The organism is Pseudomonas sp. NUPR-002 (genome assembly GCF_056322725.1).
Genome location: NZ_CM150476.1, coordinates 2,938,294 through 2,954,030 on the forward strand (window position 1 = coordinate 2,938,294; position 15,737 = coordinate 2,954,030).

Sequence of the window (15,737 nt, forward strand, 5' to 3'; positions counted from 1 at the left end):
CGCAGGAAAACAAACATCATGAACTACGTGAAAACCCTGCTGGCCACCTGCCTGTCACTGGCCGCCCTCAGCAACGCCCATGCGGCTGTTTCCCCTGACCAGGCTGCTCGCCTGGGCACCAGCCTGACTGCCATTGGCGCCGAATCGGCCGCCAACGCCGACGGCTCGATTCCCGCTTACAAGGGTGGCCTGGTAACAGCACCGGCCGGTTTCAAAAGCGGCGACAGCATGCGCCCGGACCCGTTTGCCAATGAAAAACCGCTGCTGGTGATCAATGGCAAGAACGCCGACCAGTTCAAAGGTCAGTTGACTGCCACGACCCAAGAGTTGCTCAAGCGTTACCCAAGCTTCCAGGTGGATGTCTACCCGACCCACCGTACCGTGGCGTTGCCACAAGCGGTGCTGGACAACACCCGCAAGAACGCCGTTGGCGCCCGCAGCCAGGAAGGCGGTAGCGCACTCGATAACGTACTGCCGGGCATTCCGTTCCCGATTCCGCAGACCGGCGCTGAAGCCATGTGGAACTTCCTGCTGCGCTACCAGGGTGTCAGCCTGGCCGCTAAGTATGACTCCTGGAACGTTGACGCCGCGGGCGTGCCGACCCTGTCGACCACGGGCCAGGCCAACATCAGCTACCCGATCTACGAGGACATGAATAAAACCATCGGTGCCAAAGACACCTATTACCAGATGAAGCTGATGTACACCGGCCCCGCCCGCCGTGCCGGTGAAGCGATGATGCTGCGCGATGCCGCCAACCCGCTGGTGCAGCCACGCAGTGCCTGGGTGTACCTGCCGGGCCAACGCCGGGTCAAGCTGGCGCCGAACCTGGCCTACGACACACCAAACCCCGGCACCTCGGGCTCCGGTACCTACGATGACGTGTTCGTCTTCAACGGCGCCCTGGACCGTTACGACTGGAACCTGGTAGGCAAGCAGGAAATGTATGTGCCGTACAACACCTACAAGCTGACCTACAACACCGACATCAAGCAATTGATCACCCCTAACCACCTGGCCCCGCAGTTCGTGCGCTGGGAAAAACACCGGGTGTGGGTGGTCGAGGGCAAACTCAAGGATGGCGCCCGTCACATCTACCACAAGCGTCGCTTCTACCTCGACGAAGACAGCTGGGTAGCACTGGCCTCTGACCAGTACGACGCCCGCGGTCAACTGTACCGTGGCTCGTTCGCCTTCCTCAGCCAGAGCTACGACAAACAGACCCCGGATTCCACCCCGTTCATGATCTACGACTTGATCGGTGGCACCTACAACCTCAACGGTGTGGTCGGCGCTTACGGCGGCATCCGCTACATCGACCCGCTGTCGAAAACCCAGTGGTCGCCGGAGTCGCTGGCCGGTGCCGGTATTCGCTGAGAACGGCAACAGGGTAGGTACGGCCTGGCATCGCTGTGATGCCGGGCCGTTGGTTGAGCAGCCTGCTGCGTGCAGCGGCGATCCGGAGGACCGGGTATGTATGTTCTAAAACGCTACACCGCGTTGATGCTGACGTGGGTTGCCCTTCAGGGTGTGGCACACGCTGCGCCTTACACGGATGTGCTGGATCTGCCGGCCGCCCCTAGCGCGCTGGCAACCGTCAGTGCCTTGCGTGATGTGACCCGCGCCGGCGATCGCCTGGTGGCGGTCGGCCCTCGCGGGCACATTCTGTTTTCCGACGACAACGGCGGGCACTGGCAGCAGGCCCAGGTCCCGGCCAGCGCCGACCTGAACGCGGTCAGTTTCCCCAGCGCCGACAAAGGCTGGGCGGTCGGTAACGACGGCATCATTCTGCACAGCACTGACGGTGGTGCCAGCTGGCAAAAACAGCTGGACGGACGTGTGCTGGGCGAGCAAGTGCTGGCCTATTACCAGGCCCAGAGCAAGGCACTGCCCAGCGATGAACGCTGGCCAACCTTGATTGCCGAGAGCGAACGCCTGGTCCAGGAGGGCGCTGACAAACCGCTGCTGGATGTGTGGTTCGCGGACGATCAGAACGGCTTCGCGGTCGGCGTGTTCAATTTGCTGTTGCACACCACCGACGGCGGTCAGCACTGGACCCCGTGGCTGGAGCGCAGCGATAACCCGCAGGCGTTGCACTTGACCAGCCTGGCGAGCATTGACGGTGTGCTGTACATCACCGGCGAGCAAGGCCTGCTGCTGCAATTGGCCGACGATGGCCAGCACTTCACCCAGCTGACCACGCCGTCCCGCGGGACCTTCTTTGGCGTGATTGGCAAGCCCGGCGTGCTCCTGGCCTATGGCTTGCGTGGACATCTGTGGCGCAGCACCGACAAGGGCCAACAGTGGCAACCCGTCACGACCGACCTTGGTACCAGCATTACCGCTGGTGGCCTGGACCGTAACGGCCAGCTCTGGCTGTTGAGCCAGGCCGGCGATGTGCTGCACAGCCGCGACGACGGCGCAAGCTTCGTGACCGTCAAGCAAGCGGCACGAACCCCGGTCAGCGCCGCGACCTTCGATACCGCCAGCGGCCTGGTGCTGGTAGGTGAGCGTGGCGTGCGCACACTTGCCGCTGAATAACTGCCGTCCCCATAACAAGAGAAAAACCTGATGGCTAACATCAAGCAAGACACCTTGCCGGTGATCCGCACCCTGGAAGAATTCGACCGACGCTCCGGCAACTGGCTGGAGCGCCTGGTGTTCAACCATCGACTGCCGTTCATGCTGTTGATGCTGCTGGCGACCGTACTCCTCGTCTACATGGCGCTGACGCGCCTGGAACTGCGGCCCAGCTTCGAGAAGATGATTCCGCAAAGCCACCCCTACATCCAGAACTACCTGGAGAACCGCCAATCGCTGCGCGGGCTGGGTAACTCGTTGCGGGTGGTGGTGGAAAACACCGAGGGCGATATTTTCGACCCGGCCTACCTGCAAACCCTGCGGCAAATCAACGATGAGCTGTTCCTCAGCCAGGGCGTAGACCGCGCCTGGATGAAGTCGCTGTGGAGCCCGGCGGTGCGCTGGACCGAAGTGACTGAAGAGGGCTTTCAGGGCGGCCCGGTGATGCCTGACAGCTATCAGGGGTCGGCCGCTGACATCGAGCAGCTGCGCCAGAACATCGAGCGCGCCAACATTGTCGGCAGCCTGGTCGCACGCGACTTCAAATCGAGCATGCTGATCGTGCCGCTGCTCGACCAGGACTCGGCGACCGGCCGCGGCATCGATTACTACGCGTTCTCGCAAAAGCTCGAACAACTGCGCAGCCAATTCCAGGCGCAGGGCCCGTACAAGATTCATGTGATCGGCTTTGCCAAGCTGATGGGCGACCTGATCGACGGCCTGATGCAGGTCATGCTGTTCTTTGCCCTGGCGGTGGTCACCACCCTGGTGATCATCTACCTCTACACCCGCTGTGTACGCAGCACCTTGCTGGTGGTGGTGTGTTCGTTGACGGCGGTGGTCTGGCAACTGGGCATCGTCGCCTGGCTGGGTTATGCCATCGACCCGTATTCGATCCTGGTGCCGTTCCTGATATTTGCCATCGGCGTGTCGCACGCCGCGCAGAAAATGAACGGCATCATGCAGGACATCGGTCGCGGCACCCATCGCCAGGTGGCCGCGCGTTACACCTTCCGCCGCTTGTTCATCGCTGGCGTCACCGCACTGCTGGCCGATGCCGTGGGCTTTGCCGTGCTGATGCTGATCGACATTCCGGTGATCCAGGACCTGGCGATCACCGCCAGTATTGGTGTGGCGGTGCTGATTTTTACCTCGCTGTTGCTGATGCCGGTGGCGCTGTCGTATGTCGGCGTTGGCCGCAAGGCCGCAGAACGTGCCCTGCGCATCGACTCACGCGCCGCTGAGCACCGTGGTTTCGGCAAACTCTGGGACCTGCTTGACCGCTTTACCACGCGCAAGTGGGCCACTGCGGCGCTGCTGGTGGCGGGGTTGTTGGGGGCAGGGGGCTTTGCCCTGAGCCTGCAGCTGAAAATTGGTGACCTCGACAGTGGTGCGCCGGAGTTGCATGCCGACTCGCGCTACAACCTTGATAACAGCTACATCACCGGGCACTACGCGCTGTCCAGCGACACCTTCGCAGTGATGATCAAAACCGCGCCTGAAGGCTGCTTGCGTTACCAGACGCTGGTGCTGGCCGACCGCCTGGCGTGGGAGCTGCAGCAGGATGCCGGGGTGCAGACGACTGTGTCGCTGACCAACGCCGTGCGCCAGATTACCGCAGGCACCTATGAGGGCAACCCCAAACTCAACAGCATCCAGCGTAACCAGGACGTGCTCAATTACGCGGCGCAACAGGCTTCGGTCAACGCCCCAGAATTGTTCAACAATGACTGCTCGCTGATGCCGGTGATTGCTTACCTCACCGACCACAAGGCCGAGACGCTGGATCGCGTGGTGGCGGTAGCCGAGCGCTTTGCCCAGGCCAACAGCAGTGAAGATCGCCAGTTCCTGCTGGCTGCCGGCAGTGCCGGTATCGAGGCGGCCACCAACATCGTGGTGCGCGACGCCAACCGCACCATGTTGCTGCTGGTGTACCTGGCGGTGACGCTGTTCTGCCTGATTACCTTCCGCAGCTGGCGCGCCACCGTCGTGGCCGTGGTACCGCTGATCCTCACCTCGATCCTCTGCGAGGCGCTGATGGTGATGATGGGCATTGGCGTCAAAGTCGCGACCTTGCCGGTGATCGCCCTGGGCGTGGGGATTGGTGTGGACTACGCGCTGTACCTGCTCAGCGTGCAGTTGCACTACCAGCGCAAAGGCATGCCGCTGTCCGAAGCCTATGAAAATGCCGTGGCCTTTACCGGTCGGGTGGTTGGCCTGGTCGGCATCACCCTGGCGGCGGGCGTCGTGGGGTGGGCCTGGTCGCCGATCAAGTTCCAGGCCGACATGGGCATCCTGCTGACCTTCATGTTCCTGTGGAACATGCTCGGCGCGCTGATCCTCATTCCGGCGTTGTCGTATTTCCTCCTGCCGGGTCACAAAACCCAGGCAGATGCCACCAGCACCGCCACCGGCGGCGAGCTGAAACACACCACCCAAGAAGTAGAGTGTTCGCAAAATGTCTGATTACCTTCCACCGCTGCGCGACATGGATTTCCTGTTCAACGAGGTGTTCGACATCCCGGCCGTCTGGTCGCGGATTCCGGCGCTGGCTGAACATATCGATGCCGACACCGCCAAAGCCATTCTCGAACAGGCCGGTAAAGTCATCGCCCAGGTGGTCGCGCCGCTCAACCGCAGCGGCGACGAGCAGGGTTGCCGTTGGGACGCAGGCCGGGTCATCACCCCGGAGGGCTTCACGCAGGCCTATCGCACCTATGCCGAGGATGGCTGGGTAGGGGTGACCGGCGAGGTGGCGTACGGTGGCATGGGCATGCCGAAAGTGATCGGCGCGCAAGTCGAAGAAATGCTCAACGCCGCCAACCTGTCGTTTGGCCTGTACCCTATGCTGACGGCAGGGGCCTGTCTGTCGCTGCTCAACCATGCCAGCGAAGCCCTCAAGGCCCAGTACCTGCCTGCCATGTATGAAGGGCGCTGGGCAGGCTCGATGTGCCTGACCGAACCGCATGCCGGCACTGACCTCGGCCTGATCCGTACCCGCGCCGAAGCGCAGGCCGATGGCAGCTACCGGGTCAGCGGCACCAAGATCTTCATCACTGGCGGCGAGCAAGACCTGTCAGAAAACATCATTCACTTGGTGCTGGCCAAGCTGCCGGATGCCCCGGCAGGCGCCAAAGGCATCTCGTTGTTCCTGGTGCCGAAGATCATGGTCAATGACGACGGCTCGCTCGCTCAGGCCAACGCCGTGAGCTGCGGGTCGATCGAGCACAAGATGGGCATCAAGGCGTCGGCCACCTGCGTGATGAACTTTGATGGCGCCACCGGCTATCTGGTCGGCGACCTGAACAAGGGCTTGAACGCCATGTTCACCATGATGAACTACGAACGCCTGGGCGTTGGTATCCAGGGCCTGGCGCTGGGCGAGCGTTCGTACCAGAACGCCATCGAGTATGCCCGAGAACGCCTGCAAAGCCGCGCGCCCACAGGCCCGGTGGCTGCCGCGCAAGCTGCCGACCCGATCATCGTGCACCCGGATGTGCGGCGCATGCTGCTGACCATGAAGACCTTGAACGAAGGCGGGCGGGCGTTCTCCACCTACGTCGCCCTGCAGCTGGACCTGGCCAAGTACAGCGAAGACGCTGACGAGCGTCGCAGCGCGCAGGCGCAAGTGGCACTGCTGACGCCGGTGGCCAAGGCGTTCATGACCGACATGGGCCTGGAGACGACCGTTCATGGCCAACAAGTGTTTGGCGGCCACGGTTACATTCGCGAGTGGGGCCAGGAACAACTGATTCGCGACTGCCGAATTACCCAGATCTACGAAGGTACCAACGGCATTCAGGCCATGGACCTGGTCGGGCGCAAAGTGCTCGGTGACGGCGGCCAGGCGTATGCCGCGCTGTCGGCGCAGATCAAAGCGTTCGCCCAGTCGCTTGCGCCTTCCCGCGCCGAATTCGCCACGCCGTTGCTGGCCGCTGTCGACAACCTCGACCAACTGACCGCCTGGGTACTCGACCGTGCCCAGGGTAACCCACGGGAAATCGGCGCGGCCGCCGTGGAGTACCTGCATGTGTTTGGCTACACCCTGTATGCCTACCTGTGGGCACAGATGGCCGATGTGGCCGTGGCGCACACGGACGATAGCTTCTACGCCAGCAAACTGGGCACGGCACGTTTCTACTTTGCCCGGCTGCTGCCGCGTATCCACTCCCTGAGTGCCAGTGTACGGGCGGGCAGTGACAGCTTGTTCCTGCTCGACGCCGAGCAACTGTAAAGCACCGCGGACCTTGCTGTAGGAGCGGGCTTGCCCCGCGATGCGATGTGGCTGGCAAACCGCAATCGCGGGGCAAGGCCCGCTCCCACCGGGCCCTAGGGCCTTTGCTGGCCCCAGGGATATTCAGTAAACTTGCGCCCGCCAGCCGGCTTGCCGGTGGAATCATGGACGATAAGGGTGTAGTGGTGATGACTGAAACTGAAACGTTGTGCAAATCCTGCAAGCAACCCGTTGAGGCGGACGCCAAGACGTGCCCTGCCTGCGGTGAAGAGCACCCGGCGGTCAACACGCGCAAACAGTTGAAGGTGATTGCCATCGCCGGTGTGGTATTGCTCGCAAGTTTTGCCCTGTTGTCGGACTGGAACTACACCCCTGCTGCCCTGCAACCCATTTTCGACGAGACCGGCCCGCGTGAGGCGGTGTACGTCGACGGCGCCCAGATTAAATACCGGCGAACCTTGGGGCTCACGCCCAAACAGTATGCCGAGCGCCTCAACGCGAAGCTCAAAGCCCTCGGCATGTCTTATGTTGTCGACCCCGAGAACATAGACCGGGGCGAGGCCGTGGACTTTTTCGAAGCCGAAATCGGCCCGTTCGTCTTCCTGATCGGCACAATGTCAAATTACGGCGACCAGCTCTACGACCTCGACATCTACGCCACCGGCGATGGTAACCGCAGCTCCGGCGAAGAGATTCAGGCGATTGCCGCCGCGGCATTGGCTTCGACGTCGCCGGCCGTCGACGAAGCGGAAATTATCCGGCGTCTACCTGACATGGTGTTCAAGGAGCAACCGTTCCGCCACGGCTCTGTCGAGTTCAAAGCCGCGATGTCGCCATTGGGTATTTCGGTGTTCTCGGTCAGGCCCCTTATCGAAGACTGAAGCCTGCATATCCGGCGCCGAGCATAACTGGCGGCCCAGTTAAATCGCCTCTGACGTGAAATGAAAAAATTCTGACGTCAAACGCCAAGCTTCAAGCGCGCAAATCTCCAACACTTGCAGCAAACAAAAACACTGCAATCGGCCGGTGCCGGGTGTAGGAGACTGCCATGCGCTTGATGATTTGCCTGTTCCTGGTTGTGCTACTGGGTGTGACTTTTGCGGCCGCAGACCGCGAGCGGTATACCGTCAGAAACGACACAACGGCGCAAGCGATGATGCCGAGCGGCATCGGTGATCTCTTCAGCCGATTTTGAGCGCTGTGCTGATGGCAGCCCACTCCTCGGAAGAAGGACCTGACAACAATGACATCGGGTATGCGTGTTAAACGCTGGTTGCGCATTGGCGCCTTGGCAATCGCCGCTCAGTGCACGGCCGTGCTGGCAGTTGCTGCGGAAAAACCGAACATTCTGGTGATCTTTGGCGATGACATCGGCATCACCAATATCAGCAAATACAGCCACGGGATGATGGCGTACAAAACGCCCAGCATCGATCGCCTGGCCAACGAAGGGATGATGTTCACTGACTACTACGGTGAACAAAGCTGCACGGCGGGGCGCGCGGCGTTTATCACCGGGCAACATCCGGTGCGTACTGGCCTGACCAAAGTGGGCATTCCCGGCTCGCCGGTGGGCATCCAGAAAGCCGACCCGACCCTGGCGGAACTGCTCAAGCCGCTGGGCTACATGACCGGCCAGTTCGGCAAAAACCACCTGGGCGACCGCGACGAGTTTCTGCCGACCAACCATGGTTTCGACGAGTTCTTCGGTAACCTCTATCACCTCAATGCCGAAGAGGGGCCTGAAGACCCGGACTGGACCAAAGACCCGGCCATCGACAAACAGTTGCGTCCACGCGGGGTCATCCACAGCAGCGCCGACGGCAAGGTCGAAGATGTCGGGGCGCTCAACAGCAAACGCATGGAGACGATCGACGAGGAGTTCCTGCAGGCCTCGCAAAGCTTCATCGACAAGGCAGTCAAGGCGGATAAACCGTTCTTCGTCTGGTTCAACTCCAGCCGCATGCACTACTACACGCACATCAGCGATAAAGCGGCGGGCAAGTCCGGGCAGGGCTTCTATAACGACGGCATGGTGGAACATGACGGGCATGTCGGGCAGTTGCTCAAACAGCTCGATGATCTGGGCATCGCCGACAACACCATCGTGCTCTACACCACCGACAACGGGGTGCACTTCAACCAGTGGCCCGATGCGGGCATTACCCCCTTCCGTGGCGAGAAGAACACCAACTGGGAAGGTGGTTTCCGGGTGCCGGCTGTCGTGCGCTGGCCCAACCACATCAAGGCCGGCTCGATCTCCAATGAAATCATGTCGGCTCAGGACTGGCTGCCAACGCTGATGGCAGCAGCCGGTGTCGACGATATCAAAGAGCAGTTGCTCAAGGGCTATTCGGCAGGTGGCAAGCAGTTCAACGTGCATCTGGATGGCTACAACTTCCTGCCTTACCTGCAAAGCCAGACCGAGAAAGGACCGCGCAACGATTTCTATTACTTCAGCGATGACGGAAAACTGCTGGGCATGCGCGACGGCGATTGGAAAGTGGTGTTCGCCGAGCAGCGTGCAAAGCGCTTCGACGTGTGGCGCGATCCGTTCGTCGATCTGCGGGCGCCCAAGGTGTTCAATCTGCGGCGTGACCCGTTCGAGCGCGCTGACACCGACTCGAACAGTTACAACGTCTGGTGGGACAAGAAGGTGGCTGTGGTTGCATTGCCCGCGATGGTTCGGGTGCAGCAATTCCTCGCGACCTTCAAGGCGTACCCGCCGCGGCAACGCCCGGCCACCTTCACGGTGGATCAGATGATGGAGAAGTTCATGCGCTACCAGCAGCAGTAGTTCAATCGTTGTGAGTACAAGGCCCGTCAGCACTGCTGCACGGGCCTTGTGTGCTTCTGGCTGGCTGCTTTTCTGTCGCAGGAGTGAGCCTGCATTCAGTGAGGGCATTGACGTCAAATGACAATCACGTGACGGCAAATGACAATTTTTCAGCAGAGTGGCCCCGCAGTATTGCGTCCAGGCAAATCGATTGCCCCGAACTGGCCCATGAGGAATAACAACAATGCCAATGCCGATTCCGGTCTTTGACCACCATGAACTGCTGACCCTCAACACCAACGAACTGCCGATCTACGAGAACGCCCTGGCACCGCACTTCCCAGGCGTCGATGTGCAGCCCCTGTACCTCGACCCGAACCTGGGGATATGGACACTGCGGGTGATTTTCCAGCCGGGCGTGCGCCTGCCTTGCCACTACCACACAGGCCCAGTGCACCTGTTCACGCTGTCTGGCAAGTGGAACTACGTCGAGTACCCGGATCAGCCGCAGACCGCCGGTAGCTACCTGTACGAGCCCGGTGGATCGATCCACACCTTCAGTGTGCCAGCCGACAACAGCGGCCCGACCGATACCTTTATGGTCGTCTATGGCGCCAACATCAACTTCGACCAGGACGGCAATTTCGTCAATGTCATGGACGCCACCGACATCATGCAGATCATCGATCGCCTGGTGAAGGAGCGCGGCCTGGAACCTGCCCGCTACATTCGCCCCGGCCATGCAGGCTACACCCTCGGCTGATCAGCCACACGCGGGCGCTGCGGCGCCCGTCGTTCCCTCTTTTGTGGAGAGCGCTCGATGAGCCATGCGTGCATACCGGTCGGCAGCCAGGGGCAAACACCTGAGGTGCCGCGATCGGTCTTTATCACCGGAGCCAGCGGCTTCATTGGCCAGGCCCTGGTACGTCGCTACCGGGCGCTGGGGGCACAAGTGCGGGGCATGGACCTGCGCGCCGACCCGGCAAACGATGTGGTCGCCGGCGACCTGACGCGCCCTGAAGTGTGGGCCGCCCATGCCCGCGGCTGCGAACTGTTCATCAACACGGCTGCCGTGGTGTCGTTGGCGGCTTCCTGGACGCTGTACCGCGAAGTGTCGGTGCGCGGCGTGCGTAACTGCCTGGATGTCGCGATCGCCAGCGGCGCCAAGCGCTTCGTGCAATTTTCCTCGATCGCCGCACTGGGCTGGAACTACCCCGACCAGGCGGACGAGCACTGTGACGTCGTCATCGGTGACGACTATCGCTATGGCGTTGCCAAAGGTGCGAGCGAGCATGTGGTGCTGGCCGCGCACGCGGCGGGCGAAATCGAATGCACCATCGTACGCCCGGGCGATGTCTACGGCCCAGGCTCTCGCGCCTGGTTGAGCGAGCCCTTGAAAATGGCCAAGGCCGGTGCGCTGATTCTGCCCAACGGCGGTTCAGGCCGCTGGACCCCGGTGTACATCGACGACCTGTTGGACGGCGTCATGCTGGCGGCCGGTTTGCCGCAGGCACGCGGGCAGATCTTCCACATCAGTGCCAAAGAGTCGGTGAGTTGCCAGGAGTTTTTCTGCAATCACTGGCGCTGGGCCAAGCGTTCCGGTTCGCCGCGCAGCTTGCCGCTGTGGCTCGCCGTGTCGTTAAGCCGGGGCATCTGGCGCATTAACCGACTGCTCAAACGCCAGGACGAAGTGACCCCGGACATCATGTACATGTTCGCCCGTACCGGCGGTATTTCCATCGAAAAGGCGCGGCGTTTGCTCGGTTATGAGCCCAAGGTCAGCTTGAACGAAGGGTTGCAGCGCTCCGAGCAGTGGCTGCGTGATGTGGGTCAACTCGTCTGATATCTGCGCTGCCTTACACGGCAGCACGCTGGAATGGGAGAAGAGGCATGAAAGCCGTTGTCATGCGTGACAAGCAGTTGCTGGTCGAGTCGATCAGCGCGCCCGAACCTGGGCATGGGGAAGTACTGGTCAAGACATTGGCCTGTGGTATCTGTGGTTCGGACCTGCACATGTTTCATCATTGCCAGCAGGTGCTGGCCAACTTCAAGCGCGGCAATATTCCGATTAGCTTCGACGATGGCCAGGACGTGGTGTTTGGCCACGAGTACTGCGCCGAAATTCTTGACCATGGCCCGGGCAGCGACAAGCGCCTCAAGGTCGGTACCCGTGTTTGTTCGTTGCCGTTCGTGATCAGCGCACAGCACTTCGATCATATCGGCTTTTCCAACCGCTACCCGGGTGGCTACGGTGAGCAGATGGTACTGGCCGAGCAACTGCTGCTGCCGGTGCCGGGTGACCTGCCAGCCGACATTGCCTCACTGACCGAGCCGCTGACGGTAGCCGCCCACGCGGTGAACCGCGCCAGGCTCGATGGCAGTGAAGTGCCGGTAGTGATTGGCTGCGGCCCGATCGGCCTGGCGATGATCGCAATCCTCAAGTCCCGTGGCATCGGCCCAGTTGTTGCGGCGGACTTTTCCGCCGGGCGTCGGGCACTGGCGGAAAAAATGGGCGCGGACGTCGTGGTCAACCCGGCCGAACAGTCGCCTTACCAGTCATGGCTGCAGGTGGCCGCGCCAGCGGGTTACGACATCAACGGGCCAATGGCGTTGCTGGGGCTGGGCTTGCAACCCAGACCCTGTGTGGTGTTCGAGTGCGTGGGGGTACCGGGCCTGATCCAGCAGGTGATCCAGAACGCACCACCGCGTTCGCGGTTGATCGTGGTCGGCGTGTGCATGGAAAGCGACCGGATCGAGCCGCTGATCGGCATTGGCAAGGAAATGAACGTGCATTTTTCCTTTGGCTACAGCGCCGAGGAGTTCGCCCACACCCTGCACGCCCTGGCCGATGAAACGCTGGACGCGACCGCCATGATCACCGGTCACGTGACCCTGGACGGTGTAGTCGAAGCCTTCGATCAGCTGGCTCAGCCGGACCAGCACGCCAAGATAATCATCCGCTACGACTGACCCACTCGGCGTCAGCGCGTCAGCCAGTCAGCGGCTGACGCGCCCGCAGTTGTGCCCGCCGTTCGCGCGGCGGCATGCCGTACCAACGACGGCAGGCCCGATTGAACGAGCTTTGCTCGGCATAGCCAAGCAGGCCGGCAATCTGCGCCATGGGCATTTGCGCCTCGGCCAGGTACAGATCGGCCAGTTCCTTGCGCGCGTCCTCGACGATGTCCTCGAACACCGCATCCTGCTCCTCCAGGCGGCGCTGCAATGAACGTTCGCGCATGCCCAACTGCTCGGCGATCAGCGGCAGGGCGCAGCGCTGGGTCGGCAGCAGGCGCCTGATCGCGTCCTCGACCTGGCTGCGTACATCCAGTGGGTTGGCCGCGCCCATGTTGCTCACGTAATCCATCATTGTGTCGTGCAGCAGCTTGTTGTGCTGATCGATTGGCTTGCTCAGGTGCTCTGGCAGCAACACCAGGGCATTGTGCGTTTGTCCAAAATGCATGCGTGCGCCGAAAAAACGTTGATACCGGCTCTGCGGCAAGCGCGCCTCGGTGCGCGACAACACCGCGTGGGGGCGGAACCCCGGCCCGTAGAGCATTTGCACCGTCTTGAACATGACCCCCAGCGATAGCTCGATGACCTGCCGTTGGCGCGGGGCAGGGCGCAGGCGCAGTTCATAGATCAGATGGGGGTGTTGCGGGTCGGTCTCGGTATCCAGGTGCACCTGCACGCCCGGGCTGTAGGTGTGCAGAAAGCGCACGATTTCGCTCAAGGCCTCGCCGACATTGCGGGCGTTCTGCCCGACCACGGCGAGCGGCCCGAGAATCATGATGCTCTGGCGTTCAGCCAGGCTCAGGCCAAAGTCGACGCATTGCAGGCGTTCGGCACAGTGTTCCAGCAAGTTGATCATGGCGCGGTAGGGCATGACCGCGGAACTGTGTTCGAGCAACGCAGGGTCGATCTGCAGCTGTCTCAGCAGTTCATCGGGGTCGCCGCCCAGGTCTCGCACCAGTTGCGTGAACCCGGTCAATGAGGTGGTTTTGATCAAGGCTGTCATGGTGGTGAGTGTTCTTGTTGTTATCGAGGTACCGCCACGTGAGGGGGCAGTACGTTCAAGGCACAGGTGCCGTAATGAAAGCATCCTGACCTTGTTGATCTTGCCTCGACAGCATAATTCGTGCGCTGACAGTTAAAGACAAAATTCTGACGTAAACGGACAAATGGTTTTGTCTGGCCACTGGGCATGCTCTCTCCACCCAACAAGAACGCTCACCCGGCGGGCCAGATCGGCACGACACGGAAAGGGCGATGCCGGAGACCTGCATGCACTATAACGCTAAGTACCTCACCCCCCTTGCCCTTGCTATTGCCTGCGCGTCGGCGGGCACTGCGCAGGCGTTGCCCTTCCAGCTGGAGAACGGTTGGGAAGGCGAGTGGAACACCACCTTGTCGGTTGGCTCGCAGTGGCGTGCCGAAGATCAGGATTCCGCGCTGTACAGCGCTGCCAACGGCGCGCTGCGTGGCAAGTCCGGCGGCACCGGCGGCTCGGTGGATGGCGGTAACCTGAACTACGACAAGGGCGATCGCTTTTCGTCCATTGCCAAGTTTGTCACCGATGTGTCGCTGCGCAACGGCGACATGGGCGGTCTGCTGCGCGTCAAAGGCTGGTACGACCAGGCACTCAAGGATGAAGACGTCAATTTCGGCAGCGCCTCCAACGGCTACCGCAAGAAACCGCTGAACGACGATGGCTACGCCGACCTGCAGAAGTTCAGCGGTGTCTATCTGCTTGATGCCTATCTGTACGACACCTACTACTTCAACGAAACACCGGTTCAGGTTCGCTTGGGTCGGCAAGTCGTGAACTGGGGGGAGAGTGCCTTTATCCAGGGCATCAACCAGATCAACCCACTGGATGTACCGGCACTGCGCCGACCCGGCACAGAACTGAAAGAAGCGCTGATTCCGGTGTGGATGGGCTACCTGAACATTGGTTTGCCTGCGGGCATTTCGATGGAAGCGTTCTACCAGCTCAAGTACGAAAGCACTGCCATCGAAGGCTGCGGCCATTACTGGTCGGTGACCGAAAGCGCAATCGGCCAGGACTTCGGCGACTGCCAACTGGGCACCTTCCTGGGCGGCACCAACCCATCGTCGCCCGACAAGATTGCCGCCGGTGCCTATCTGCCTGAGGTCAAGGGCGAAGATCCGCACGACAGCGGCCAGTGGGGCGTTGCCTTGCGCCTGCCGGTCGATGCGCTGGATGGTGAGGTGGGCCTTTACTACCTGAACTACCACTCGCGAACCCCTTACCTGGGGATGCGCAGCACCAGTTCAGCGGCGCTCTCGGAGTTTCCCAACGCCGGTACGCCCGGTGCTATTGCACGCAATTCGGCCGGCCAGTTCGTTGGCCCAAGCTGGGAATATCCAGAAGACATTCGCCTGTTCGGCCTGAGTTTCACCACCACAATGGGCGGCTGGTCGATTGGCTCGGAGCTGAGCTACTCGCCTAATCAGCCCGCTCAGATCAATGGCGCCGACCTGCTCAATGGCGCCCTGGCGGGTATTGGGCCTGCGGCCGACCTGCTTCAACAGGTCAAGGTGGCCAGCTCGCCATTCACCGCCGGTTGGGATCGCTATGAAAAGACCCAGTTCCAGCTCAACGGCGTCAACGTGTTCCCCAATGTGCTCAAGGCAGACAACCTGACGGTGATCGCCGAGGTTGGCATGCAGTGGAACAACGTGCCGCAAGGCGAAGATGACCGCCGCTATGGCCGTGGCTTTATCTATGGCCTGGGCTCCAGCGCAACCTTGCCGGCCGGCGGCGATACCTGCACCTCACCGATGCCCAGCCTGCGCAACTCAAGCCCAGCCGGTTGCAAGAACGACGGCTATGTCACCGACTTTGCCTGGGGTTACCGGCTGCGCGGACAGCTCGATTACAACAACTTTCTGGGTACCAGTTTCACCGCTTCGCCCTATGCCTTCCTCGGTCAGGACGTTGATGGTGTGTCCATGGATGGTCAGTTCAACGAAGGCCGTATCACCTCTGCACTGGGTATCACCTTCGATTACAACAAGCAGCACAAACTCGACTTCAGCTACGTCAGCTTTGACAACAGCGCCGAGTACGACCCGCTGCATGATCGCGACTTCTATGCCGCCAGCTACAGCTACAGCTTCTGACAG

At 61.4% G+C, this 15,737-nt stretch carries 12 protein-coding genes; 11 read left to right on the forward strand and 1 reads right to left on the reverse strand.

Annotated elements, in window-relative coordinates; genetic code table 11:
• The first annotated feature begins 18 nt into the window (after window positions 1-18).
• The 10 genes from ACVWSC_RS13300 (at window position 19) to ACVWSC_RS13345 (ending at window position 12,560) form a co-directional block, all read left to right on the forward strand.
• Window positions 19-1,377 carry a DUF1329 domain-containing protein gene (locus tag ACVWSC_RS13300; RefSeq protein WP_442114093.1) on the forward strand — a complete coding sequence of 453 codons (1,359 nt, stop codon included), beginning with the start codon at window positions 19-21 and terminating at the stop codon, window positions 1,375-1,377.
• Window positions 1,378-1,473: 96 nt separating this feature from the next.
• On the forward strand, window positions 1,474-2,541 hold the full coding sequence (locus ACVWSC_RS13305) for a WD40/YVTN/BNR-like repeat-containing protein (RefSeq protein ID WP_442114094.1): 1,068 nt from the start codon (window positions 1,474-1,476) through the stop codon (window positions 2,539-2,541).
• A gap of 30 nt (window positions 2,542-2,571) precedes the next feature.
• Window positions 2,572-5,046, forward strand: a complete 2,475-nt coding sequence (locus ACVWSC_RS13310; RefSeq protein ID WP_476461733.1) for an efflux RND transporter permease subunit — start codon at window positions 2,572-2,574, stop codon at window positions 5,044-5,046.
• Complete coding sequence (locus ACVWSC_RS13315; protein WP_442114096.1) at window positions 5,039-6,814, forward strand: acyl-CoA dehydrogenase C-terminal domain-containing protein; 1,776 nt, start codon at window positions 5,039-5,041, stop codon at window positions 6,812-6,814. The genes ACVWSC_RS13310 and ACVWSC_RS13315 overlap by 8 nt, the downstream gene beginning before the upstream one ends.
• A gap of 164 nt (window positions 6,815-6,978) precedes the next feature.
• Window positions 6,979-7,695, forward strand: coding sequence for a hypothetical protein (locus ACVWSC_RS13320; protein WP_442114097.1), 717 nt, complete (start codon window positions 6,979-6,981; stop codon window positions 7,693-7,695).
• A gap of 167 nt (window positions 7,696-7,862) precedes the next feature.
• Window positions 7,863-8,009 carry a hypothetical protein gene (locus tag ACVWSC_RS13325; RefSeq protein WP_442114098.1) on the forward strand — a complete coding sequence of 49 codons (147 nt, stop codon included), beginning with the start codon at window positions 7,863-7,865 and terminating at the stop codon, window positions 8,007-8,009.
• A gap of 60 nt (window positions 8,010-8,069) precedes the next feature.
• Window positions 8,070-9,611 (forward strand): arylsulfatase, encoded by a 1,542-nt coding sequence (locus tag ACVWSC_RS13330; RefSeq protein ID WP_442114099.1) that lies wholly within the window; start codon window positions 8,070-8,072, stop codon window positions 9,609-9,611.
• A 223-nt stretch (window positions 9,612-9,834) separates the two neighbouring features.
• The gene (locus ACVWSC_RS13335; protein ID WP_442114100.1) at window positions 9,835-10,353 is read left to right on the forward strand and encodes a 2,4'-dihydroxyacetophenone dioxygenase family protein; all 519 of its coding nucleotides are present in this window, start codon (window positions 9,835-9,837) and stop codon (window positions 10,351-10,353) included.
• Between the two features lie 57 nt (window positions 10,354-10,410).
• Window positions 10,411-11,433 carry an NAD-dependent epimerase/dehydratase family protein gene (locus ACVWSC_RS13340; RefSeq protein WP_442114101.1) on the forward strand — a complete coding sequence of 341 codons (1,023 nt, stop codon included), beginning with the start codon at window positions 10,411-10,413 and terminating at the stop codon, window positions 11,431-11,433.
• A gap of 47 nt (window positions 11,434-11,480) precedes the next feature.
• Window positions 11,481-12,560, forward strand: a complete 1,080-nt coding sequence (locus ACVWSC_RS13345; RefSeq protein WP_442114102.1) for a zinc-binding dehydrogenase — start codon at window positions 11,481-11,483, stop codon at window positions 12,558-12,560.
• A gap of 19 nt (window positions 12,561-12,579) precedes the next feature.
• Here ACVWSC_RS13345 and ACVWSC_RS13350 read toward each other — a convergent pair whose 3' ends face one another.
• Complete coding sequence (locus ACVWSC_RS13350; RefSeq protein WP_442114103.1) at window positions 12,580-13,605, reverse strand: AraC family transcriptional regulator; 1,026 nt, start codon at window positions 13,603-13,605, stop codon at window positions 12,580-12,582.
• A gap of 266 nt (window positions 13,606-13,871) precedes the next feature.
• Between ACVWSC_RS13350 and ACVWSC_RS13355 the strand changes: the two genes are divergently transcribed.
• Window positions 13,872-15,734 carry a DUF1302 domain-containing protein gene (locus tag ACVWSC_RS13355; protein WP_442114104.1) on the forward strand — a complete coding sequence of 621 codons (1,863 nt, stop codon included), beginning with the start codon at window positions 13,872-13,874 and terminating at the stop codon, window positions 15,732-15,734.
• Window positions 15,735-15,737: the final 3 nt, after the last annotated feature.